This is a genomic window from Bacillus sp. FSL K6-0073, from assembly GCF_038006085.1.
GTDB lineage: Bacteria > Bacillota > Bacilli > Bacillales > Bacillaceae_G > Bacillus_A > Bacillus_A cereus.
In genome coordinates, this window is record NZ_JBBOUN010000001.1 from 2836923 (window position 1) to 2860319 (window position 23397).

The window sequence follows — 23397 nt, forward strand, 5'->3', positions numbered from 1 at the left end:
AAAAGGAGTGGTAAAATGTCTGATGGCATCCAAGTATTTATTGTCCTGCTCTTTGCAATTGCTCTGTTTAGCATCCTAAACTTTTTAGCCATTTCCTTATCTGGACATAGTTTTAAAAAAAGAATCGTGGCAGGTTTCATATTTTTACTACTGACTCCCATTATCTTTTTGACTATCGCAACATTTGCTTCTATATTCGATGCAGGTACGTTAGCCTTTATGATCGCAAGCGTATATATATTAAATGGAATAGTAATTCTGCTTTCCTCTTTATTTATCCTCAAAAAAGACATAACATAGGCTATAGTACTAGCATGAATCTGACTTTACACTAGATTCATGCTTATTTAATTTCTCCTAAATTTTTATATGAAATTAAATAATTCTTTAAAAAAATTTAAACTTTATTTATTATAATATCCCTATCGTATTCGCACGTTTATTCAAATTTAAAAGAAAGGAGCACAAAATGAAAAAGGTTCTACTTACAATTCCTATACTAATCATCCTACTTAGTGGATGCAGCAATAACGATATATACGGTTCTTGGGAAGTCGTTGACAATAAAAAAGGTGAATGCCCTGTATATTATAAATTTGAAACAGTTGTCAAAAAAGAAAATAAAGAGGAAATTGTGCAAAATTTAGTAGAAATGCAAACAACAAAGAATAAAGACGATTTATATAAAGGCTCATTTGTCAAAAATTCTAATGTATATCACATTGATTATGGTAATTCATTTACATCGGACCAAACTTTAAAAGTTGCCGACGGTACATTAAATGTATACTTTTTGACAGCCGAAAAATTATGCACATATAAAAAGAAATGATTACATTTCAGAGGAGACGCAGAAAATATTTTCTGCGTTATTTCACTTTAGAAATCGTCCGCAAAAATAGCCCTTGTTTTCGTATTCTTTTTCATTCAAAACATGAGAAATATACTTAATAAAAACTAGAAAATACCTTAAGTTATATAAAATGAATTATATAATACACATTTCAATTAATATATCTACGCTATTTACATCGTTACTTTTCAAAATAGGCTAATCCTCCCTCTAAATTTATCAATCGTTTTAATTTTCATAAAAAAATGATAAAATGTAAACATGTGTTTTCAGAATAATTAAAAACGCAGAATGAAAGCACTGTTTTTAGGAGGGGTTTTGATGACTTACACGTTAGCAACTAGAATGAAAGCATTCCAATCTTCTATATTTAGTGAATTAGGAGCCTATAAAAAAGAAAAAATTGCAGCAGGTCATAACATGATTGATTTGAGCATCGGAAATCCTGATATGCCGCCCGCTGATTTTGTAAGAGAAACAATGGTACATACAGCGAGTGAAAAAGAGAGCTACGGGTATACATTATCCGGTATTCAAGAATTTCACGAAGCTGTAACTGAATATTACAACAACACTCATAACGTTTTATTAAATGCGGATAAAGAAGTTTTATTATTAATGGGTTCACAAGACGGGCTCGTTCATTTACCTATGGTTTATGCAAATCCAGGTGATATTATATTAGTTCCTGATCCAGGATATACAGCTTATGAAACAGGTATTCAAATGGCTGGTGCAACATCTTACTACATGCCTTTAACGAAAGAGAATGATTTCTTACCAGACTTAGAAGTCATCCCTGAAGAAATTGCCGATCAAGCGAAGATGATGATTTTAAACTTCCCAGGGAATCCCGTTCCAGCAATAGCTCATGAAGATTTCTTTAAAGAAGTAATCGCATTCGCGAAAAAGCATAATATTATCGTTGTCCATGATTTTGCTTATGCTGAATTTTATTTCGATGGTAATAAGCCAATTAGCTTCCTCTCTGTACCTGGTGCTAAAGAAGTTGGTGTAGAAATCAATTCTTTGTCAAAAAGTTATAGTTTAGCAGGTAGCCGTATTGGATATATGATTGGAAACGAAGAAATTATTCGTGCACTTACTCAATTTAAATCTAATACCGATTACGGTGTATTTTTACCAATTCAAAAAGCGGCATCTGCAGCACTAAGAAATGGCGCTGCATTTTGTGAGAAAAACCGCGATATTTATCAAGAACGGAGAGATACTTTAGTCGATGGATTCCGAACATTTGGCTGGAATGTCGATAAGCCAGCTGGTAGTATGTTTGTCTGGGCTGAAATTCCACAAGGATGGACTTCTCTAGACTTCGCTTATGCATTAATGGATCGTGCGAATGTCGTTGTTACACCTGGTCATGCATTTGGACCTCATGGAGAAGGCTTCGTACGTATTGCACTCGTTCAAGATAAAGAAGTTTTGCAACAAGTTGTTGAAAATATTAGAAATAGCGGCATTTTCGTCCTTGAAAAAGTAGATGAATTAGTTAAAAATTAGTTCCCACTCCCCTGCTTAACTTTAGCAGGGGTATTATTAATTGGAGGTACTTTCATATGCATATTAAAGACACGCTTCCCCATCGTTATCCATTTTTAATGATTGATAAAGTAACAAATGTAAAACAAGGTGAATCCGTTACAGGATATAAACTCATTACAAATAACGAATGGTTTATAAATGATAGTCAAAAACATATGCCTCATATGTTAATTGTAGAATCACTTGCCCAGCTTAGTGCATTTGTACATACAAGTGATTCTGAAGGACTAGGATTCCTCTCCTCTTTAGATGGAGTTGAATTCCACGGAAAAGCATATCCCGGTGATAAACTTGATTTACATTATGAGCTAACGCGCAATCGCCGAGGTTTTATTCTTGGTAAAGGTATTGCAACTGTAAACGACCAGCCTATTGTAACTATAGAAAAACTATTAATATATCAAGCAGATTAAAGTGTTCCTTATATCAGTTGGAAATATCTATTCTCAACCAATTAAGTAAATAGGAAAACATATTACGTAGTTAGGAGCAGGAAAATGGAACGTACTATCGGTATCGATGCTGGAGGCACATTAACGAAAATAGCTTATTTTAACGAAAAAAAGCTATTAACTTTTGAAAAATTTTATTCGCATGAACAACATAAAATAATAGATTGGATTAAAAACAACAATGGCATAAAACAAATATGTATTACGGGTGGTAAATCGAAACTATTACAGCATCTGCTTACAGCTTCATATAAAATAATAGAGCTAAACGAATTTGAATCTACTCTTGCAGGTGTCCAATACATATTAAAAGAAGAAAAACACACTATAAACAATTTTATTTTAACCAATATCGGTACAGGTACTTCTATCCATTATGTTTATAATGAACAATATATTCGCGCTGGTGGAACCGGAGTTGGCGGTGGGACTATTATGGGACTTTCAAAATTGTTAACAAATATAGATCATTTTGAAGATGTAATCCCTCTAACAAAAGTAGGATCTAGAAAAGAACTAGATATTACGGTTGGAGATATTTATAGTGGTATTCTCTCACCTATTGATAATAGCTTAACTGCTAGCAATTTTGGTAAAGCCGCTATTTCAGAATCGAAATATAATAGCTCAGACATACTTGCTACTATACAAGGACTTGTCGGTGAAGTCGTTACTGCATTAAGCCTTCAATTCGCTGAAACAAAAAACATTGAACATATTATTTATATTGGTTCGACTTTATGTAATAACGTACAACTTCAACATATTATGAGTAGCTACACCGAATATCAAAATAAAACACCAATCTTTTTACAAGATGGTGGTAATAGCGGTGCAATTGGTGCATTACTTCATGCTACGAAATAAAAAGCTGACTTTTGTCAGCTTTTAAAAAATGGCACTTCAAATTCAATAATTGATTCCCCATTCTCTCCAATTCGCTCCACGCTTATTCTATCAATCACACAATTTAACTTCCCATGAAAACTAGGAATCTCCTTCACTACTTCAGCAGCTAATTCGGCACTTTCTTTTCTTCCGACTGTTACATGTGGGATGTACGGAATGTCTTCTTTCAAAAATTGTAATAAAGGTCCTGTATACAGGCTATCATGTAGTTCTTCTATTTGTTTTCTTCCTCTATCAACTTCTAAAAACAAATAGTTTCCTACGCTAGTGATACGATTTGCAAACTCAATTTCAATTTTGCCTCCCCCTTTTGATACATTAAAAATATGAGATTTTAATTCATCATTTGAAATATTACTCTTAAACGGGAATACGATTGTTATATGCGGTGGAATTAATCCAAATAAAGGATCATGTTTATGTCTAATGTTCTCTATTTTATCGATGGACATGTTGTTTAGAAAAAGTAAAATTGTACGCATTTTTATCCCCTCAACTTTTCCTCATTATAATATGTATCATATTCTATGACAGCCTGCCCTTCAACAACTTGTTTTGCTTACCTATAAAAATAAAAAAACTTCTCAAATGAGAAGTTTTCATATAGCATGATTATTATTTTCCCGCCAAACTTTCCTAAACTTATACTTTGAACTGTTCCACCACCGGGTAAATGATTAACAATTGCAACCACATCTGAGTTATTACCAACATATGTTCCAGCATATTTCTTAAAGTCACTAGGTTTCACATCACATATTTCTTTTATTCTTTCTCCGCTAGAACAAGCAGTAATAAATAAAAAAATTGTTAGCATAACAACTACATTACGATGCATATATTTCATTTAGCATCCCCCATTTTTATCGATATTTCGTTAATTACAATACATCTTCTCAAAACCCTTTAAAACATACGCATTTTAATCAAAATTAAAAATTTTCAATTTTTCCGTTTACAATTATCCATTAATTGTATATAATTACTAACGTAAGAAAAATATTCTAAAAGGAGGTCGAAGGAAATGATGAAATTACAATTACATGCATTAACTTTAGCGTTAACTGCACCTGTGGTTTCTGGACAATTAAATATGAATTCGACCACCCTAATGGAGAATTGAAAATCGTACTTTATTTCATTTAATTCATAAATTCGCCACAGGAGGTCGTATACTTTCCTGTGGCTTTTTCACGCCCAGCCATAGGAGAACTGTATCTTCCTGTGGTTTTTTTGCGCGATTTTTTAGTCTCTTACATTATTTTTCTAAGAAAGGAGCAACATTCAATGACTATTAGCGTATTGTTTTTAAGTATTACGATTCAAAGAAATACAATTTCCAAAGATGAAATTCTTCATAATGAGCAAATTGAAAAAGCTATGAATGATGTTAAGGAGCGCCAAGCACTTTACTGTGATCACCTGTAATTCCTTTTCGAAAGGAGGAATTCATTTATGACTTTTCATATTTTCTTTTTTACGACTGTACTTCAAAAAAATACTTTATCTGAAACTGAAATTAATCGTAAACAACAGTTAAAACAACTAACTGATAAAATAACTGACATTAAAAGTTCATACTACACTCAAATGTATTAAAAATATATTTTAAAGGGGTAATATATTCATGAAATTTAAAGCATTCTTTTTAACAATCACCATTCAAAAACGTAAACTTTCACAGAAAGAGATTTTACGTGAGCAACACATCCAAAATATTATGGACGAAGTAAAAGAACGCCAATCTTCTTATTACACTCGTCTTTTCTAAAACACTTATAAAGGGGCAATTATTTTATGAAATTTAAAGTATTCTTTTTAACCATTACCATTCAAAAAAATAAATTTTCCGAGTCTGAAATGCTTCATGAGCGACAAATTAATCAGGCTATGGATTCTGTAAAAGAAAGACAAAGTCATTACTGTAGTCACCTGTAATTTCTTATTACACTCGTTTTTTCTAAATCACTTATAAAGGGGCAATTATTTTATGAAATTTAAAGTATTCTTTTTAACCATTACCATTCAAAAAAATAAATTTTCTGAGTCTGAAATGCTTCATGAACGACAAATTAATCAGGCTATGGATTCTGTAAAAGAAAGACAAAGTCATTACTGTAGTCATCTGTAATTCCAATTCGAAAGGAGGAATTCACATATGAAGTTTCACCTATTCTTTTTAACGATTACGATTCAAAAAGAAACAATATCTCAAAATGAATTAAAACAAGAAAGACAATATAAACAAGTTATTGATGAAATTCGAGATCGTAGAAGCAAGTACTACACTCACCTTTAATCGTTTAACTATATAGAATTGAAAGGAGTCGATTATGATGATGATAGCACGCTGTAAGGAAATGATTTGGATAGTTCAGAGGGATTCCACATAGTTTTATAGAGCTTATATCACACAAGTTCATCACTGAATTTGATGTATAAAAAATATATAATAAAATCAAATCAACCCGCTTTTAATTATTTTTTATAAACAAAAGATACACCACTTAAAAAGAGGTGTATCTTTCTCAGGTTTTACTATTTCCGATTACTTCTCTTCGTCTTAAACAATCTCACTAAGTTCGAAACAACTGTTTTTGTTACTGCATAAACTGGTACTGCTAAAATCATTCCGATGATTCCAGCAAAGTTACCTACCCCTAAAATTAGGATAATAATTGTTAATGGGTGGATGTTTAATTTCGAGCTCATAATACGTGGTGAAATAATATTACTTTCAAACTGTTGTACAATTGTTACGATAATAATTACGTATAAGGCTTGCATCGGAGATACGAACAGTCCTACAATAACAGCTGGTGCTGCTCCGATAAATGGACCTAAGTTAGGAATGATGTTTGTAAATGCTGCGATAATCCCTAAAACGAAAGCGTACGGTAAATCGATAATTAAATAACCGATAAAAGTAAACGCACCTACAAATATACAAACGAGCGCTTGCCCTTGAATATATGCAGATAATGTTTCGTTCGTTTCCTTAATGATACGAAGCCCCTCTTCACGGTAAGACTCTGGTAATAAACTTACCGCTTTCCCTGGAAAGGCATGTCCATCTTTAAACATGTAAAATAAAATGAACGGTACAGTAAATACAACTAATGCAACGTTCGTGATAATACCAAATAAAGCCGTTGCACTCGACGTAATTGTATTTGGTATATCTTTTAAGTATTCAATCGCATTTTTTTCAATTGTTTCAATGGAAACGTAGTTTTGTGTAGATAACCATTCAAACAACCTATGATGTGATAATTCTTGTATGTATACTTTTCCCTCTTTTATGTAGCCTGGCATATTTTTAACCAAGTCCATTAGCTGTTGTGAAATCGTAGGAACAACTACTCCAACGCCAACCGCAGTTAATGTTATGATAAAAAGATATAACAGCAATATCGCTAAATTTCTAGGTACTTTTTTATTCTCCAAAAAGATTAATACAGGATTAAATATGAAGTATAAAAAAAGCGCGATTAAGATTGGGAAAAATAATGTTGATATGAAGATACCAATCGGTTGAAATAAAAATGATATTTTTGTGCAAATAAATATGATTCCTACAACCATTAGCACTTCTAATGTCCAAAAGTGCACTTTTGATTTCAAAAAAATGGCCTCCTTTAAACTAGCACTTCTCTTCATTGTACCAAAATAAGTATGAATTTCACATAATATTTTCCTTTACAATATTCCAAAATACCAATAAATACACTACAATGAGATTACATACAAATTTGCAGGTAAAGGTGATAAAAATGACACAATGCATCATTTGCAGAAAAGATACGAAAGAACTTAGTGAACAATATGTCATTCCAGAAATATTATGTGGATATTATTTCACAAACTCAATTTGTGATACTTGTCATGAACAAATGACAACAAATATTGATCGTCCTTTAATTAGGCATAAATTGAGTCAATTTAAGATTGAACAAATGAAAAGACAAATTGATTCCCCACTCTATACGAATGAGCACGGTGAAGAACTTGCGGCTGCTGAGACTGATGTTGTCGAAGTAAGCGACGAAATTCTTTATTCTAATGCATTAATTATGAAACTATGTAAAAAGCACGATATTTCCTTACATAATGAAATTTGGAAAGAGGAACGTGTAACGAAAGTAGCGAGTTCTATTCAACGTGAATTGCTATTGGATAACCGTAAATATAAAATGAGTATATTAAAAATGGCTTATACATTCGCTGTACAAACAGTTGATGGCTACTTTGAAAATCAAGATGCGATTGATATCTCTACCATTCTCTCAAATGCAGATTTCGTGGAACTAAAAGAAAAAAGCATTGTACGTGATTTAAGCAAAAGTTCTTTATGGAATACGCTAAATACAAGTAGTGAAAATCATTACTTTATTTTACTTAGCGATAAAGACGGTCTGTTTTGCTTCATTCGTTTGTTTGACATCTTTGATGTTGTCGTTCATTTATCAGAAAAAAGATTTGACCTTCCATCACCCATTGTCGGTGTAAATAATGTGAATACACAGAAATTTTATGTCCAAAGTTTAAAACAGTATATGGATGGTCTGTTTAAAGAAAAAGCACCTACTATATAATAGGAACCAGAACGTATGGTCTCCTTTCTTGATGAAAAGACACTGTGTTATAATGAGTATGAAAAGAACAATACAATCACATAAACCAATTATAAATTGTATATAAATAAAAAAGACTAGTGTGCGGCTACACACTAGTCCACGTAACTTAGCAGATTGGATTGTTCATTTATCCTATTTGTTTCTTACAAACAAAACAACCCACATTCTATAGGCATAGGTGGGTTGTTATTTTTTGAGCTTGTCTATTAAAACGACGACGAACGTTAACAATGCAACGAGAAACAGTCCACCCTGCAATAGCAACGCTATTTCACTCACGAATTATCACCCCCCTCCTACTTGGAGAAGTGATAATTGAACAACCAACCGCACCTTAAGTTACCCTTTAATTTTACCATATTTTCTAATAATTTACGATGAAAACCCGCAAGCGAATAACTTGCGGTTTTTTTATACCGTATTAACAGGCAGTAAACAAAATGAAGCAATAAATAGGTGAAACTTTATTTCTCACTATTTTTTTAATGCATATGCATCAGCAATCATTTCACCAACAATTTTATTTTCTTCTTTCTTCTCGTCTTTCAATAATGGGAATAACAATTCTGCCACTTCATACGCTTCTTCTAAATGCGGATATCCTGATAAAACAAACGTATCAATTCCTAACAATTCATATTCTTTTATCCTTTCTGCTACTGTATGCGGATCGCCTACAAGTGCAGTACCTGCCCCACCTCTTACAAGTCCGATTCCAGCCCATAAATTAGGGCTTATCTCTAACGACTCTCTCGTACCTTTATTTAAATGGGTCATCCGTTTTTGACCAACCGAATCATATCTTGCAAATGTCTTTTGAGCAAACCCAATTGTTTCATTATCCACATATTGAATTAAACGTTCTGCCTCTTCCCATGCTTCTTCTTCTGTTTCTCTTACAATTACGTGTAATCTAATGCCAAATCGCACTGTACGCCCCTTCTCTTCTGCAAGTTTTCTTACTTCTTCTATTTTCTCTTTCACTTGCTCTGGCGGCTCTCCCCACGTTAAATATACATCACTATGTTCAGCTGCTACTTCTTTTCCAGCAGCTGACGATCCTCCAAAATATATAGGAGGATATGGTGTTTGAACTGGTGGGAAGACAACTTTACTATCTGTAACTTTAATATGTTTTCCTTCTAAAGAGATCGTTTCACCTTGCAATGTCGATTTCCAAACTTTTAAAAATTCATCCGCTGCTTCATATCTTTCATCATGATCAAGATATAATCCATCTCCTTGTAGTTCAACTGGATCTCCTCCAGCTACTACATTAATAAGCAGCCTCCCATGTGAAATTCTATCAAATGTAGATGCCATCCTCGCTGCAACTGTAGGGGACATTAGTCCTGGTCTCACTGCTACTAAAAATTTTAGTTTTTCTGTTTCAGCAGCAAGAGCTGAAGCTAACACCCAAGGGTCTTCACATCCTTGACCAGTTGGAAGTAAAACACCCGTATATCCTAAATAATCAGCTGCCGCAGCAACTTGCTTATAATAACCATATTCAGCTGCTCTTCCTCGTTTTGTCGTTCCTAAATATCGACCATCTCCATAAGCCGGAATAAACCATAATAATTCCATACCTTTACACACCCCTTATTTATTTTGAATCGTATACTAACACATTCTATATAAATTACCCCTAATAATTTATATGTTAATTCCCTGTCTCACCTTTAAAGTTATCTCGCCATCTTAAAAACTTCACTTCTAGTAAACGTACTAGAGAGTCAGAAAACTTCCCAACAAATGCAAATATAATTATGCCGACAAATACAATATCTGTATTTGAAAATTGCCTTGCATCCATAATCATATAGCCAATACCTTCTGTAGACCCCATAAGTTCTGCTACTACTAAACTCACCCATGCAACACCTAACGATAACCTTGCTCCTAGTAAAAGGTTAGGCAATGCAGCTGGTAAAATTAGTTTCGTGATTAATTTTCTTTTACTAAACTCTAACACTCTCGCAACATCAAATAACTTTGAATCCACACCTCTAATACCTAAAAATGCGTTTACGTATAAAGGAAAAAATGCACCATCTGCAATTAATAACACTTTCGATGTTTCACCAAAACCGAACCATAATACGAAAAGCGGTGCAACAGCTAAATGAGGTACAGTTCTTAACATTTGCACAGATGGATCTAAATATTGCTCACTTCTCGTTGAAAATCCAACAATCGTTCCTAAAATGATTCCTAAGCCCCCACCAATAAAGAAACCAGCCGCAGCCCTAAATACACTAATACTTAAATGGCCGAATAACTCTCCTGTTTTAATAAGCTCTTGGAAAGCTAGAAAAATATCTAATGGTGTTGGTAAAACTGTTTTAGAAACAAGACCGAATACACCAGCTAACTGCCAAATTATTAATATAATAACCGGTATAGTAATCGCCCTTACTAAAACTTTTACATTTAACTTTCGCATCTTCTTGACGTTGTTTTTCTCAATCGTTATACTCGCTGGTTTAATAACAGCTTTCGTATTTCCCACTTTACAAAACCTCTTTTCACTTCGCTTTCAATGCTTTTTCTACGAAAGAATTATCTACAACTTTTTCCGTCTTAATTTCTTTCTTTATAGAACCGAGCTTATATTGAAAATCCGCTGTCTTTTGTTGTTCTGCTATTATTTCCTTCGTTACTGGAACTAAAATTGGTTTGTCGTGATTAAACACTTCTTTTACGATCTTCGCATCTATCTTTTTTACAGAAGTATATACTTTTATTGCTTCATCTAAGTTAGCATCTTGCCATACACGTGCTTTCTCATAAACTTTGAGGAATTTCTCAACTAATTCTGGATGTTCTTTCGCAAATTTTGTTCTCGTAATTAAAAATTCTGGTGAAGAGACATTTAATGTTTCACCGTCTGCAATCACCTTCGCACCTTTATTTAACGTATGTAATGATATGAAAGGGTCCCAAATCGCCCATGCATCTACTGATCCTGATTCGAATGCAGGCTGCGCTTCATCTGGTTGTAATTGAATGACATTTACATCTTTTGAATCAATCCCTTCTTTATCAAGTGCTCGATACAATAAATTAAAAGCACTACTTCCTTTTGCTACTGCAATTTTTTTACCTTTTAACTCTTTTACACTCGCAATTTTGCTATCTTTTTGAACGAGAATTCCAGTTCCTTTTCTCGCATAACTTGTATTGGCGATTTCGGTAAATCCAATACCTGCTGCTTGCGCTGAAATGACTGGAGAATTCCCTACTTCACCAAAGTCTAATCGGTTTGATGCGATTGCTTCAAAATAAGGAGGTCCACTTTGGAACTCTGTCCATTTCACTTTAACTCCTTCTTTTTTAAACTCCTCTTCAAACCACCCCTTTTTCTTTGCTAGTAATAGCGGGCTTAATCCTTGCTGTATACCAATTTGTATTGTTACATCTTCTTTCTTACTACTTGCTGTACTTTTTTCACATCCTAATAAACATACTGATATAGCTAAAACAAAAGAAAGAATTTTTAATTTTTTATACATATAAAATCCCCCTTTTCCTATATACTTGTTTGAATCAACCCTCCATATTCAAACTGCTGTAATACTTTCGTTCGAAGTTGTTGGAACGATTGAGAAGTTTTATTCCGCGGATAAGGCAAATTATTTTCAATCACTTTATGTATTTTCCCTGGTTTTGCACTCATAATGATGATTCGGTTTGAAAGATATATCGCTTCGTCTATATCATGTGTAACGAATATCATTGTTGTTTTCTTATGCTCCCAAATATTTAGCAATACTTCTTGTAAATGACTTCGAGTAAAAGCATCCAGCGCTCCAAAAGGTTCATCAAGTAATAATACATTTGGATCTCTTAATAACGCTCTCGCTATCGCAACACGTTGTGACATCCCGCCTGAAATTTCTTTCGGATACGATTTTTCAAAGCCATCTAACCGAACGATTTCAACCCATTCTCTCACCTTATCTTTCACATACTTATCTTTTAACGACAAATCTGCCGCTATATTTTCTTCAACTGTTAACCATGGAAAAAGCCTATGTTCTTGAAAAATAAAACCTTGTTTCTTGCTCGTTTTTAAGATAGGCTCCCCGTCAATAACAACTTCACCTTCAAAATCATTATCTAGGCCTGCAACAATTTTTAGTAATGTACTTTTTCCGCACCCACTCGGACCAATTACTGTAACAAAATCCCCTTTCTCTAATTGAAAATTAATATTCTCTAGCACTTGAACCGTACCAGTTTGTTTCAAAAAATATTTTGATACCCCATCAATTGAAACAGTCATTTCTTCCCCTCCTTAAAATGATTCATATAAATGAACAGATTCAGTATTTGTGCAATAAAAAAACCAAAGGCATTTTATCAACAGATAAAATGCCTTTGGTTTCTCCAATCGGCAATACGTTATGGAATTAAGTACATATTATACAAATATTTCCGATAAGTCAACTAGGTTTTGTCAAAACATACATATGATTCGTTTGAACATTTTTACTGTTGTTTATTTGAACAATATCATTTACTTACTATTTTTTCTGATCTTTAATCTACTGTAACCAATAAGAAAACTCACACGCTAAATGCAGTTGATGGGATTTAATAACTAAGCGACGAAATTTCTACAAAAAAAGAGTAATTTCAAGAAATATGCTACTAACCTTAGATTTATTAAAAAAGTTAGATCGTATAACTTGAGACTACTCATTCCCATTCAAAATATTTATGTAATTAAATTTTATTTCCTCTGCACCCTGGCTGTCTCCAAAACTATTGGTGGCAGCTCTTTTTGAATGATTTCTTTTAATCCATAAAGAGCTTTCCTCACATAACCACCTTCGAAATTCCCTAATGGTTCTGGTAATTCATCTTCATCCAATATGAAGTATTCTCCATTTGGAAGTACCATAATATCGATGATTAAATCTTCAAAGGAAACCACTGCATCTTTTATTTGTGTGTTTTTTACGATATTAAAATAGGAACCTAAATACTTTCCTTTTATATCTCTCCATACGTATAAATTGTACGGACGATCTTTCCAGTAATATGCGATTGTATAACTTCCTTTTGGGATTGTTAACTTAGTATCATTTGCAGTCATTGTAAATGAATACTGCACCTCGTGAAATAAAACGATACTTTGTGATTGCTTTTCAAGTAATAAGCAATTGTGATCTACTATTGTTGAGTTATACTGGATTTTTCTTTCTATAATTTCAATTTTCGATGTAAGTAACTTATTCATTATTTTGTTTCCCCTTATGCTAGTTCTATCCTCAATTATATCCATTTATATAGCGATAAAGAAGTGTATAGTTTTTTATATAATGATTTATACAAGTACATAATAAAAACTCCTTTTTATTTAGAAAGAGTTTTTATTATGTAACTAACAGCACTATTACTCATGTTTTAACTTTTCCTTAACCGCATCATAAAATTTTCGTTCTTCATCAACATTCAAGTAAACACGACTTACTGTTTTAGAAAAGCCGTATAACAACTGCGCTTTCACTGGCTCTTTTAATGTTATTTCAAAAGTAGCAGGTTCTTTTATGAACTCCATAACAGTTGCATCCAATACCTGTTTCCTTTCTTTTGCCGTTAGCAATTCCCCCTTGTAGAACGCAATACTATCAATTTGTGTAAATGGCATAACAATTTTCTTTCCTAATCCGATTTGAATGATTACTTGTTCTTCTGTTACGACAAGGGGATTTTTGCGCATCGCTTGTATTTCAGCTATAAAATAAATCATCGCGTATACATTTAAAATAAGCAAAATCCATGCTATTACTGGATTCCACTGCTGTAGTAAATAATGAAAACCAATGCTTTCAATTATTGTTGCATGAATAATCATGATATACACACCTATAGCACCAGTCTTTTTATGATATGAGTATACAGATTTACATGTTGGTACTTTTTCACGCCACGATAAAAACGCATAATAGATTAACTTACACTCTGTTAGAATGACATCTACTAACTTACTTCTTTTCATAGTAGCGTCAAACGCTGCATCAATTGCATAAGAAAAGGAATAATTTTCTCTTCTATATTCTTTATATTTTTTTATTATTTTAGGAAGCACTCTAACAATTTTATAGAGAAGGAATAATTCTAGACCTACAAATGCAATTTCAGCCGCAACAATAATATAAGAGATGAATGAAAAAGCTTGTAAATAGTCACTTGGAATAATAAATCTTGCAAAAATATAACCAGCTATTACAACAGGAACTATATACGTTAACGAGTATCTTTTTCGAATAATGAAGAAATACGTGATGATTGGAATGACAAACATGCAATCTAATAATGACCCAAGCACAACTTCTTTCGGCGCAACTGGTACAATTGGAAGGGCATACAATAAATAGTTTGATAGCATAATTAAAGAGACGAGTCCAATCCAAATACCTTTTCGCCTTCGTGATAGTGTAGCCTTCATACGTTCACTCCTTTATTTAAAAACCTCATTTAAATGGTCTTTATAAAATGAAATGGCACGTTCAAATTCTTTTACTTCCTCTACTTTCACGACAGTTTCAAGTAATAATTTCATCGCTGATTCGTGATCGTTTACGTTATATTTTGCTAATGATAAAAATACTTTCATCGGAGCGTTCTCTGGGAATTTTTTCACCCCAGCTTCTAATACTGTAATTGCCTTTTCATATTCCCCTATACAACGATATGTACTTCCTAAACCAATATAAGCACCGCAAAGCGATTCGCCATCAAGTCCATTTGCGATTGCCTGCTCATAATACGGAACTGCTTCTGTTTCTAGCCCCATTACATCATGTATCCACGCACACTGATACAGTACTTCTGCATCCTTTGTAAAGTTTGTTAATCCTATAAGCATCTCTTTAGACTGCGCATATTTCTTTTCGTTTCTAAGTTTAATAGCTTGCTTTAATAAATGTTCCATAGAATCCACTCCTCACCAATTATTCTGTGTATAGCTCTTGATTGGTATACGCTTCACATTCGTGTAAAAGTAAAATTCCCACCAATTAAAGTTTCGCTTACTTATTACTATGCGGATTCATTCTCATCTAAAAACTTAATTTTAAAAAGCAGTGACACGATTACATAATAACTCTAAGCTTTTGACAATTTCTTTCGCTGTTTCATCTTTCCCATTACACAACTTCCCTTTACCATCCTGTCCAATTACATAATGCACAGCTCCGCGCGAATATAAAGAATGTGGTGAATTCGCAATCATTACATTCGCCCTTGCTTCTTTCATTCTATTTTTTGCTCTTTCAAACAGTTCTTCTTCATTTAAATCACTTTCAAGTTTAAAACCAACAAGTACTGTTTCTGGGTCCCATTCTTTTATTTGTTTTAATACTTTTGGAGCCTTTTGAAAGTGAATAATCGGTGCTATATCACTTGAAATTTTTCCGTTCATATTAAGAACATTACCATCTTGATCACAAATTTTCTCCACAATCCAATCTGATCCAGCCGCTGCCATAATGACTGCATCAATCTTTTCATGTGATATGATACTTTTCATTTTATCTTGTAAATCAACGATTCCTTCAAATGGATGTAATTCTAACCCTCTATGTACATCACTCGGTTTCTCCGCAAAATAACCGTGTAAATATATAACATGTGCCCCTTTAGCTAGAAGTTCTTCTGCGATTATCCTTCCGATTGTACCTTTGGCCATATTCGTATGCCCGCGTACTTGATCCCATTTTTCTAGACAACCACCGCTCGTAATTAATACCTTTTTCCCCTTCATTGTAACCATCCCTTACTAATTTTTCTTACGAAACCATTCTGTTCCAAAGTCAACTATATCACGTTGTTTCATTAGACGACACGTTGCATTCCCTATCTTCCCATTTTTTACAGTTCCTTTTCGCTCAAACTCCACACCAATTTCTACAAACTTCTCAGATTCGTAATCCATTTCAAAAAACTCTTTCCACACTCTTTCACCGTTTTCTATAATAGGTGCTCCTACTTGTATTAACTCACATGCACCAGAACGCACCTCGGATAAATGAACAGATGTATTAGAATCATATCCAACACCAATTAATAATACGTACCCGTCTAAATCATATATTTTTCTTAATGGAGATTCTTCTCCAAAGCTCATTGATAACGAATGGTTCATTGTTATTTCTACTGCATGTTTTCCCCATGCAGCAAAACTTCCTAACGGATGATTACTACGTACTACATTCGGATATGTACGAAAACATTCAACTATTTCACCCATTCCCCTTGTTGGGGTTATACGTGAATCAAATGCTGGGACGTTATCTCGGATAATTTGCCACCAGTCTTCCGGTACAGGTGGTCTTGACCAATGTTTCGGATCGGACAAATCCGAAGATTGCGTTGGCATTATTATCGTTCCTTCTTCCGTAACAACTTTCATTAATGCTTCTACTACAGCAACCGCACCACCAGATATCCATCCGATAGAACTTAGTGATGAATGAACGATAATTGTCATTCCTTTTTCGACTCCTAATGCTTTTAAATCTTTTGTTATTGTTTCGATTGTATTTGGAAATTGTGTACTTGCTACTATTTCATTCATTTTCATATTGGTTCCCCCACTAGCTACGTAAATTTAAACTTTTATATAAATATATTATCATATTTTTCTTAATTTTTAACTTAATCATTTTTCACATCTATAAAAAATAGTAATATTATTACACAAAAAATATTTGAATTATGATATTCAGATTTAAAACACAAAAAGAAAGTGAAGATTTTACATCCCCACCATAAAAAGCTGTTTTATACATAGACGAAAGAGCTCATCACAAATGATGAGCTCTTTGTTTACTTTATCCTTCAATTGTAACCCCAGTAAACATTGATAAGTTTCCCGTTATTTTCTCACCTACACGTAAAAATAAGCCTGCTGCTCTTCCACTTATACAGTGAGAGCCAATTAATAGTTTACCAGTATATGGACCATCCCATGTGTCAATGGTACAGTCAGGCATTTCTATGTATTGCTGGTATATCTTCCTTTGTTCAAAGTAATACTCTGTTTTATCTTCAGCTAATAATTCATCATTTTCGTATATAGATACTCCGCCACCTTCACGACCAAATACAGGTTTTGAAACGTATGATTCATGTCTTTCTAGAAATCGCTTATTTGAAAAATATGTTGGTAGAAAGTATTTATAAATAATGTCTTGCTCTTCTTCTGTAAAGAAAACACTTTCTTCATAAAGCTTCCAAATTAGTGCGAGTACACTTTTGTTTTGCATAACAAACGCGGCTGGCGGATTAATAATTTTCACTCTTTCTTGCGCAATATGATCTAAAAATTGTAAACCAATCCTTTTTCCATTCTTATCAACGTCCGTTACTAAATACTCTATTGGATACAGTCTATATAAATATTTTATTTTTTCTCCACTTGGCGTATATATACCATCTTCCGCAACGACAATGTCTTGTATTCCTACATAGTCCGTTGACTGATTTAAGCAATACGTTCTTAAAAACTGAACCGTTTGACTATCTTCATCGTGCCAATCATAACTAGTAAAATATATCGTCTCTTCAGGGCCTATATGATAGTCATGTTTAATTTGTTCCCATGCCTGCACAATATGCTCTTCTATATGGTTTGGGTGATTTACATCATGATAACGGCATAACACTTCATTTGCGACAGACGGTTCTAAATAGCCTGTTGGCGTATCACAATTTACTTCTATTAATTTTATATCGTCACCATTTACGATAAAATCAAACCTTGTAAAATATGAAAATAAACCATTATGTTTCATTCTCGCCATTTCCCACGCTTCAGCTGGGAATCCAAGTTTTTGAAAATCTTTTGTCGTATTTACAATATATTGATACGTTCTATATAACACATACATGATTTCTTCTGTCGCTTTTGAGATAGCAGTATAAGTTTTTGCTGGCATGCGATACATCCCTGTTGCCATATATTGATTCCATTCTTCATTCTCTAACAGACTAGGCCAAGTGAAACCATTCCTACTAGCCTCTTCTGCAAGTGAAAACCATACTTTCATATACTCTTCTTGCTCTCGTTCTGTATACATTACTCCATTACCCTTTCGTTTTAGGATCCTACTGGCGCTTTTGCGTTTCCAATTCCACTTGAACCAGAGTTTACTTTCGGTGTTTGCGTAGTAGATGATTTTGGCGTATTTGTATCTGGTGTTACTTTATTGGATGGATTTGGCTGCTGTTTATTTAAATCTACTTTATTGGAAATATTATTATTACCGTTAGAACCACCAGAATAACCACCGCTACTACCGCCACCTGTTCTACGCTCATCTTTTTCACGATATGGAATAACATTATTTGCATACGGTTTCTTCATTAAATTTGGTTTTGCTGTATAATTCATATTTGAAGTTCTACTCGCTAATAAATATCCTGCTACAAATGGAAGTATCGGTAAATGAGAGTTTTCATGATAAGATGAAAATGACGGATTATTTTCCTTGCATAACGCATCTATCTCTACATTTTCATTGGTTGGGGCTTTATCATCACAATTTAATGTTTCTTGTTCATTTCTTTGTTTTGCACCATCTGTTTTAACAGCTGTACTTTCTTGCTGAGCAGTTTCTTCTTCATAATCACCACAACCTGTTAATAAAAAAGATGACACCCCTATTGAAGTAGCTATTTTTATAAACTTACTTTTCTCCATTCTCACGTGTTATACACCTATCTTCTTTTATCTATATTTTTCCAGATACCTATATTATATAATGAAATTATTATTTTTTTCAAACTATATTCAATATGTACAATTATATATTTTCATGCTATTTTTCCATGTAACAATGAAATCTTTCTATCCCTGGATATTTTTCTCCTAAACTTTTAACTTGAAAACCAATTCTTTTATAAAATTCTACCGCCCCATCGTCTGTCTCCGCTTCTATATAAGTCAATTGGTATACTCTTACAATCTCTTTAATCATTTGTAGTGCAATTCCTTTTTGACGATAATCTGGAGCCACTGCTATATGACATATTCGTGCTTTAGTTTCTCCGATTATTTCAATACCTAGACAAGCTTTTTCTTCATATTTGTACAAAGTCCCTTTATTACTTTGATAAAATATTACTGCCTTCTTTAAGCTTATATCATTTGGACCGACGGCATATTGTAGCACATTTAATATTGAATCTTTTTCAATTTGTTCAACGCGATGTATATTCATACTTTCATCCCTTTCTATGAAAAAAACTAGCTCTTAATAAAAAGAGCTAATCTCATTACGCCGTTATTTTTTCTTCTTTTTTTACAACGACAGCCACATAACTATGAAGTATCATTCCAATAATAACGAGACTCATACCAATCCAAGATAATGATGACGGAATTGGTGCAGATAACCAGATCAGCTCTCCTACTAGCGCAAATAAAACTTCACCAGACTGCGTCGCTTCCACTGTTGCTAATTTTTGCAGATCATCTTTCACAAGATCTGTTGCAAAGAAAAATAATACTGTCGCGATTAACCCAGAGCTAACTGCTACAATAAAACATTGAAGAACTTGGCTACTTGACGGTAATCCGCCAGTTGATACTTGGTAACCAGATAATAAAAACCAAAATGGTAAGCTTGATAAAGTCATACCGAGTACTCGCTGAAATACATCTAATTCCCCTTTACAAACTTGCATCATTTTTCTATTTCCAAGAGGATACGCAAATGCTGCAATAAGTACAGGAACTACACATAAAACGGTTTCACGAATACCTAATGAAGAAGCATGTTCTACTTGCATAAGAACAACACCGAATAAAATAATGCCCGACATAACTAATTCCTTCATCGGAAGTTTTTTATGTAGTGGATCCACCGCAAAAAATGGTGTTAATAAAATCCCTGCAACGATTGTAATTTGCCATGTTGATGCAACAAGCCAACCTGGTCCGAACGCTCCAGCAAAACTAAGTGGTGCATAAAAGAGACCAAATCCAACGATACTCCACACTAACCATTCTTTCGGATTGTTTTTCATATATTGAAAGAGTTGCTTTAAGTTCCCTCTATACATAACAATAAGTAATAGCATTGGAACCATAAAATAATACCGTAATGATGCACTCCAAATCCAGCTTCCACCTTCTAAGTCCATTGCCCTGTTTAAAACAAAAGTAAAGGCAAAGAAAAAGGATGCCAATATCCCTATAACAATTGCTTTCATTGTAAAACCCCTTGTATTTAATTTTTTATCTCTATGACATATATTTTAGTATACGCGATGAAAAATCTACATTCAAACTTACATTTCACTTTGGGATGATGAAGGAATTGTAGTAGATTTACATGGGAATAAAGTGCATTGGTATGAAATCGAGGCCATTACATATCAAAATTTTCAAGGGTCAAAATCTACTTTAATCTCGCCCCACTATACTCACCATGAAAATATACGCATCCGCTATAAAAGATGGCTACCAACTATTGCACATTCAATTTACTGGTTTTCTATTGAGAAACCAAAAGATTATCATAAAAATTTAATGATAGCTTGGGAAGAAAAGCGAACGAATAAAAACAAACGCCTCCTTTAATTATTATTTAGGGGCGTTCGTTCATTCAAAAATTAAAGAATCTGTAGTTTATATTCTCTGTATAATTTCTTCAATCGACTTATATGGGCTTGATGATACCGATTATGATCTGCTATATGCCATATTCCCCATCTTATTGTCGCAGTTTCCCCTTTTTCATACAAAACTTCCCGCGTTAAATCAGTTTCTGTTAGTTTCATACATTCTTCATAAAACAATTTTTGCACTGCTTCATAATCTTGCATTAACTCTTGCAATGTGTTTTTTCTTAAACTTGGTAATTCTCCTACTTCATTTAACATAGGACCATATTTATTTTCAAATGCTGGCGGAACATCTTCTCCCTTGAAACGATACACCCAATGTAAATCAACAACTGCTAAATGCTGAAGTAACTGCCCAATACTATTTTCATTATTTTCAGACCCTTTATAGGATAGTTCGTTCTCTTCAGTACCTTCGACTAACCTTTGCAATCTATTAAACGTATCAGCAACCGTCGCATACAAAATCGCTACTTGAGGGTCCATATTTCTTTCTAAATAGAGATCTTTCATACAAAACTTCCTCTCTTAAAAGAACAACACCATATGTTCATCATCACTATACACACCATTCATTTTTATAGCCCTTTTTTCAATTCCGTATGTTTTAAATCCCATTGATTCATATAATCGTTTGGCTGGTTCGTTCGTTGACACAACCCCTAAATTCAATTGCTCTAGCTTCATCTCTTTTGCGCTTTCAATTGCTTTACGTATTAAATCACGTGCAAGACCACTTCTTCGATTTTCAGTATCTACATACATTGCAACGATATGTCCTTTATGCTTATATGCGTCTTTTTCTTCTGTTAATAAAGTAACAACCCCAACTAAACGATTTTCATTATTAAAAGCACCAAATGTAAAACTACTATTGGATGAAAGATTACTAGCAACTCGTTCAAGAGGATTTTCTTGACGTACTGCTTCTTCATAAGTCGTTATAAATGCTTCTGGATTTACTTGTAATGCTTGTAAACGTAACTCCCAATATTGTTTTGCATCCGCTTTTGTAAGTAATCGAATCATTTTATCTTCCCCTTTTTAATTTACATAATATTTTTATAGGCTACTTTTTTTGATTCATACTCTTCTTTTAATATACTGTAACGATTGCGATGAATGAACTTCCCCTGTCTTAATCGATCATTTCTCATTAACCCTTCGCATACAAATCCGGCATTTTCATAACTCTTTTTAGCTTTTGTATTATCTTCATCTACACGTAACCAAATTTTCTCCAATTCAAACTGAGAAAAACCTATTTGTAACATGCTGTTTAGAGCTGCCATTCCAAATCCTTTACCCCAATAGTCTTTATTTCCAATCGCAATTCCTAGTTCAGCATTTTTATTTGTTTTATCAAAATTTTTAAGGTCTACCCATCCAATATGTATACCTGCCTCAGTAACGATTGCCCTTTGTTCATAACCATTTTTTCGGCTTATACAAGCTTCAATCCAGTTTCTCGTATCTCCACGAGTGAACGGAGGATATTGATCTGGTACAACTAAATGGTTTGTTACATCTCTATCTAATGACCATTGATAGCGATCTTCTACATCATCTAGTGTCAATTCTCTTAATTGAACATATGGTACATTCATTTTTCTCGCCCCTTTTTATTTACCAATAGAAAATCCTTCGAACACTCTTCCACCATACTGTTCTAACGTCTTTTCTATAAAATGAATTAATTCATTTTTCTCTCCCGTTTTATAAAAATGATCAAAAGCGGCTACAAATTTGTTTGCATATTGCTCATCATATCTTCTTAGCACTCTAATAAACCATTTTGAACTCCCAAGCCACTTACCATTTACTCTTAATACATATTCATGTACTAAATCCGCTAATAAATTAGCGATAAACAATTCTTCTTCTCTTTTTGTTGCACCAATAAAGTCATCTAAAGTATCCGTAATAAAATATCGCTTCTGCTTAATCGTTTCTTCGGTCCATTTAGCTGGTCCTTTATGTAGTAAATCATTCGCTTCTTTTTTTAATTTCTCAACAATTTCCTTTTCCCCTTTTAATGCAATCCCTTCCGAAACTAATTGTGGTAACGACGGTCTCCCTCGATCACAATCCATTTTGAAAAAGGTTTTATATGTTCATGTTCCAAAATTATGAACAAACACCTCAACAGGCCATCCATTACTATAGAAAGATTCCCTATAGCAAGAAGTTAAACTTTGGTCAACTATTACAATATCAAGGTCAGATGTTTTTGTCGCTTCTCCCCGTGCAACGCTTCCGCCGAGTAAAGCTACATCACAATTCGGAAATTGTGATGTAATTATGTTTTGTGCTGCGTCAATTGCTTTCATAACCGATC

At 33.5% G+C, this 23397-nt stretch carries 31 protein-coding genes and 2 pseudogenes; 12 read left to right on the forward strand and 21 right to left on the reverse strand.

What is annotated here, in order from left to right; genetic code table 11:
* Window positions 1-15: 15 nt before the first annotated feature.
* From MHB52_RS14785 to coaW, 5 genes are all read left to right on the forward strand, one after another.
* Complete coding sequence (locus tag MHB52_RS14785) at window positions 16-300, forward strand: hypothetical protein (protein WP_044797261.1); 285 nt, start codon at window positions 16-18, stop codon at window positions 298-300.
* A 169-nt stretch (window positions 301-469) separates the two neighbouring features.
* Window positions 470-832: a hypothetical protein gene (locus tag MHB52_RS14790; RefSeq protein WP_000757017.1), complete on the forward strand. Its 363-nt coding sequence runs from the start codon at window positions 470-472 to the stop codon at window positions 830-832.
* Between the two features lie 342 nt (window positions 833-1174).
* Entirely contained in the window at window positions 1175-2374 is a 1200-nt protein-coding gene (locus MHB52_RS14795; RefSeq protein ID WP_044797262.1) for an LL-diaminopimelate aminotransferase, read from the forward strand.
* 56 nt (window positions 2375-2430) lie between these two features.
* On the forward strand, window positions 2431-2829 hold the full coding sequence (locus MHB52_RS14800; RefSeq protein ID WP_000547659.1) for a 3-hydroxyacyl-ACP dehydratase FabZ family protein: 399 nt from the start codon (window positions 2431-2433) through the stop codon (window positions 2827-2829).
* A gap of 84 nt (window positions 2830-2913) precedes the next feature.
* Window positions 2914-3735, forward strand: a complete 822-nt coding sequence (gene coaW, locus MHB52_RS14805) for a type II pantothenate kinase (RefSeq protein WP_000442489.1) — start codon at window positions 2914-2916, stop codon at window positions 3733-3735.
* Between the two features lie 14 nt (window positions 3736-3749).
* Here coaW and MHB52_RS14810 read toward each other — a convergent pair whose 3' ends face one another.
* Together MHB52_RS14810 and MHB52_RS14815 are read right to left on the reverse strand one after the other, a co-directional pair.
* A complete protein-coding gene (locus MHB52_RS14810) occupies window positions 3750-4259 on the reverse strand; it encodes a 2'-5' RNA ligase family protein (RefSeq protein ID WP_001259207.1) in 510 nt (169 codons plus the stop codon).
* A gap of 155 nt (window positions 4260-4414) precedes the next feature.
* Window positions 4415-4624, reverse strand: a pseudogene (locus tag MHB52_RS14815) (DUF4825 domain-containing protein); the annotation flags it as partial.
* Window positions 4625-5064: 440 nt separating this feature from the next.
* Here MHB52_RS14815 and MHB52_RS14820 point away from each other — a divergent pair.
* From MHB52_RS14820 to MHB52_RS14845, 6 genes are read left to right on the forward strand one after another with little or no spacing between them, the layout of a single operon-like run.
* Window positions 5065-5205, forward strand: coding sequence for a YrzI family small protein (locus MHB52_RS14820; protein ID WP_000156193.1), 141 nt, complete (start codon window positions 5065-5067; stop codon window positions 5203-5205).
* Between the two features lie 27 nt (window positions 5206-5232).
* Window positions 5233-5376 carry a YrzI family small protein gene (locus MHB52_RS14825; RefSeq protein ID WP_000142729.1) on the forward strand — a complete coding sequence of 48 codons (144 nt, stop codon included), beginning with the start codon at window positions 5233-5235 and terminating at the stop codon, window positions 5374-5376.
* A gap of 28 nt (window positions 5377-5404) precedes the next feature.
* Complete coding sequence (locus tag MHB52_RS14830; RefSeq protein ID WP_000668963.1) at window positions 5405-5548, forward strand: YrzI family small protein; 144 nt, start codon at window positions 5405-5407, stop codon at window positions 5546-5548.
* 26 nt (window positions 5549-5574) lie between these two features.
* Window positions 5575-5715 carry a YrzI family small protein gene (locus MHB52_RS14835; protein ID WP_000669805.1) on the forward strand — a complete coding sequence of 47 codons (141 nt, stop codon included), beginning with the start codon at window positions 5575-5577 and terminating at the stop codon, window positions 5713-5715.
* A 52-nt stretch (window positions 5716-5767) separates the two neighbouring features.
* Window positions 5768-5908 (forward strand): YrzI family small protein, encoded by a 141-nt coding sequence (locus MHB52_RS14840; protein WP_000669805.1) that lies wholly within the window; start codon window positions 5768-5770, stop codon window positions 5906-5908.
* 27 nt (window positions 5909-5935) lie between these two features.
* On the forward strand, window positions 5936-6076 hold the full coding sequence (locus MHB52_RS14845) for a YrzI family small protein (RefSeq protein ID WP_000668497.1): 141 nt from the start codon (window positions 5936-5938) through the stop codon (window positions 6074-6076).
* Window positions 6077-6315: 239 nt separating this feature from the next.
* Here the strand turns inward: MHB52_RS14845 and MHB52_RS14850 are convergent, their stop codons facing one another.
* A complete protein-coding gene (locus tag MHB52_RS14850; RefSeq protein WP_000837892.1) occupies window positions 6316-7401 on the reverse strand; it encodes an AI-2E family transporter in 1086 nt (361 codons plus the stop codon).
* Window positions 7402-7550: 149 nt separating this feature from the next.
* Between MHB52_RS14850 and MHB52_RS14855 the strand changes: the two genes are divergently transcribed.
* Window positions 7551-8372, forward strand: coding sequence for an HNH endonuclease (locus MHB52_RS14855; RefSeq protein ID WP_000189713.1), 822 nt, complete (start codon window positions 7551-7553; stop codon window positions 8370-8372).
* A gap of 228 nt (window positions 8373-8600) precedes the next feature.
* Here the strand turns inward: MHB52_RS14855 and MHB52_RS14860 are convergent, their stop codons facing one another.
* From MHB52_RS14860 to MHB52_RS14945, 18 genes and pseudogenes are all read right to left on the reverse strand, one after another.
* Window positions 8601-8693: a putative holin-like toxin gene (locus MHB52_RS14860; protein WP_001289320.1), complete on the reverse strand. Its 93-nt coding sequence runs from the start codon at window positions 8691-8693 to the stop codon at window positions 8601-8603.
* Between the two features lie 195 nt (window positions 8694-8888).
* The gene (gene ssuD / locus MHB52_RS14865; RefSeq protein ID WP_061664227.1) at window positions 8889-10001 is read right to left on the reverse strand and encodes an FMNH2-dependent alkanesulfonate monooxygenase; all 1113 of its coding nucleotides are present in this window, start codon (window positions 9999-10001) and stop codon (window positions 8889-8891) included.
* A 76-nt stretch (window positions 10002-10077) separates the two neighbouring features.
* A complete protein-coding gene (locus MHB52_RS14870; RefSeq protein WP_000528518.1) occupies window positions 10078-10926 on the reverse strand; it encodes an ABC transporter permease in 849 nt (282 codons plus the stop codon).
* Between the two features lie 16 nt (window positions 10927-10942).
* Complete coding sequence (locus MHB52_RS14875; RefSeq protein ID WP_000277092.1) at window positions 10943-11929, reverse strand: aliphatic sulfonate ABC transporter substrate-binding protein; 987 nt, start codon at window positions 11927-11929, stop codon at window positions 10943-10945.
* A gap of 17 nt (window positions 11930-11946) precedes the next feature.
* Entirely contained in the window at window positions 11947-12702 is a 756-nt protein-coding gene (locus MHB52_RS14880) for an ABC transporter ATP-binding protein (protein WP_016118093.1), read from the reverse strand.
* Window positions 12703-13152: 450 nt separating this feature from the next.
* Window positions 13153-13662 carry a DUF402 domain-containing protein gene (locus MHB52_RS14885; RefSeq protein ID WP_016118094.1) on the reverse strand — a complete coding sequence of 170 codons (510 nt, stop codon included), beginning with the start codon at window positions 13660-13662 and terminating at the stop codon, window positions 13153-13155.
* Between the two features lie 156 nt (window positions 13663-13818).
* On the reverse strand, window positions 13819-14874 hold the full coding sequence (locus MHB52_RS14890; RefSeq protein WP_016118095.1) for a hypothetical protein: 1056 nt from the start codon (window positions 14872-14874) through the stop codon (window positions 13819-13821).
* 12 nt (window positions 14875-14886) lie between these two features.
* On the reverse strand, window positions 14887-15360 hold the full coding sequence (locus MHB52_RS14895; RefSeq protein WP_000400636.1) for a tetratricopeptide repeat protein: 474 nt from the start codon (window positions 15358-15360) through the stop codon (window positions 14887-14889).
* A gap of 141 nt (window positions 15361-15501) precedes the next feature.
* Complete coding sequence (locus tag MHB52_RS14900) at window positions 15502-16191, reverse strand: phosphopantothenoylcysteine decarboxylase domain-containing protein (protein WP_000676724.1); 690 nt, start codon at window positions 16189-16191, stop codon at window positions 15502-15504.
* A 15-nt stretch (window positions 16192-16206) separates the two neighbouring features.
* Complete coding sequence (locus MHB52_RS14905) at window positions 16207-17010, reverse strand: aminoglycoside N(3)-acetyltransferase (RefSeq protein ID WP_000783344.1); 804 nt, start codon at window positions 17008-17010, stop codon at window positions 16207-16209.
* A 250-nt stretch (window positions 17011-17260) separates the two neighbouring features.
* Window positions 17261-18508 carry a glutathionylspermidine synthase family protein gene (locus tag MHB52_RS14910; protein ID WP_016118096.1) on the reverse strand — a complete coding sequence of 416 codons (1248 nt, stop codon included), beginning with the start codon at window positions 18506-18508 and terminating at the stop codon, window positions 17261-17263.
* Window positions 18509-18528: 20 nt separating this feature from the next.
* Window positions 18529-19137, reverse strand: a complete 609-nt coding sequence (locus MHB52_RS14915) for a hypothetical protein (protein WP_001242221.1) — start codon at window positions 19135-19137, stop codon at window positions 18529-18531.
* 112 nt (window positions 19138-19249) lie between these two features.
* Window positions 19250-19651 carry a GNAT family N-acetyltransferase gene (locus MHB52_RS14920; RefSeq protein WP_001020844.1) on the reverse strand — a complete coding sequence of 134 codons (402 nt, stop codon included), beginning with the start codon at window positions 19649-19651 and terminating at the stop codon, window positions 19250-19252.
* A 55-nt stretch (window positions 19652-19706) separates the two neighbouring features.
* Window positions 19707-20645 carry a DMT family transporter gene (locus MHB52_RS14925; RefSeq protein ID WP_000644597.1) on the reverse strand — a complete coding sequence of 313 codons (939 nt, stop codon included), beginning with the start codon at window positions 20643-20645 and terminating at the stop codon, window positions 19707-19709.
* A gap of 402 nt (window positions 20646-21047) precedes the next feature.
* Complete coding sequence (locus MHB52_RS14930) at window positions 21048-21572, reverse strand: DinB family protein (protein WP_044797270.1); 525 nt, start codon at window positions 21570-21572, stop codon at window positions 21048-21050.
* A gap of 15 nt (window positions 21573-21587) precedes the next feature.
* Window positions 21588-22088 (reverse strand): GNAT family N-acetyltransferase, encoded by a 501-nt coding sequence (locus MHB52_RS14935; protein ID WP_000620318.1) that lies wholly within the window; start codon window positions 22086-22088, stop codon window positions 21588-21590.
* A 20-nt stretch (window positions 22089-22108) separates the two neighbouring features.
* Window positions 22109-22666 (reverse strand): GNAT family N-acetyltransferase, encoded by a 558-nt coding sequence (locus tag MHB52_RS14940; protein WP_061663249.1) that lies wholly within the window; start codon window positions 22664-22666, stop codon window positions 22109-22111.
* Window positions 22667-22681: 15 nt separating this feature from the next.
* Window positions 22682-23389, reverse strand: a pseudogene (locus tag MHB52_RS14945) (nucleotidyltransferase domain-containing protein).
* Window positions 23390-23397: the final 8 nt, after the last annotated feature.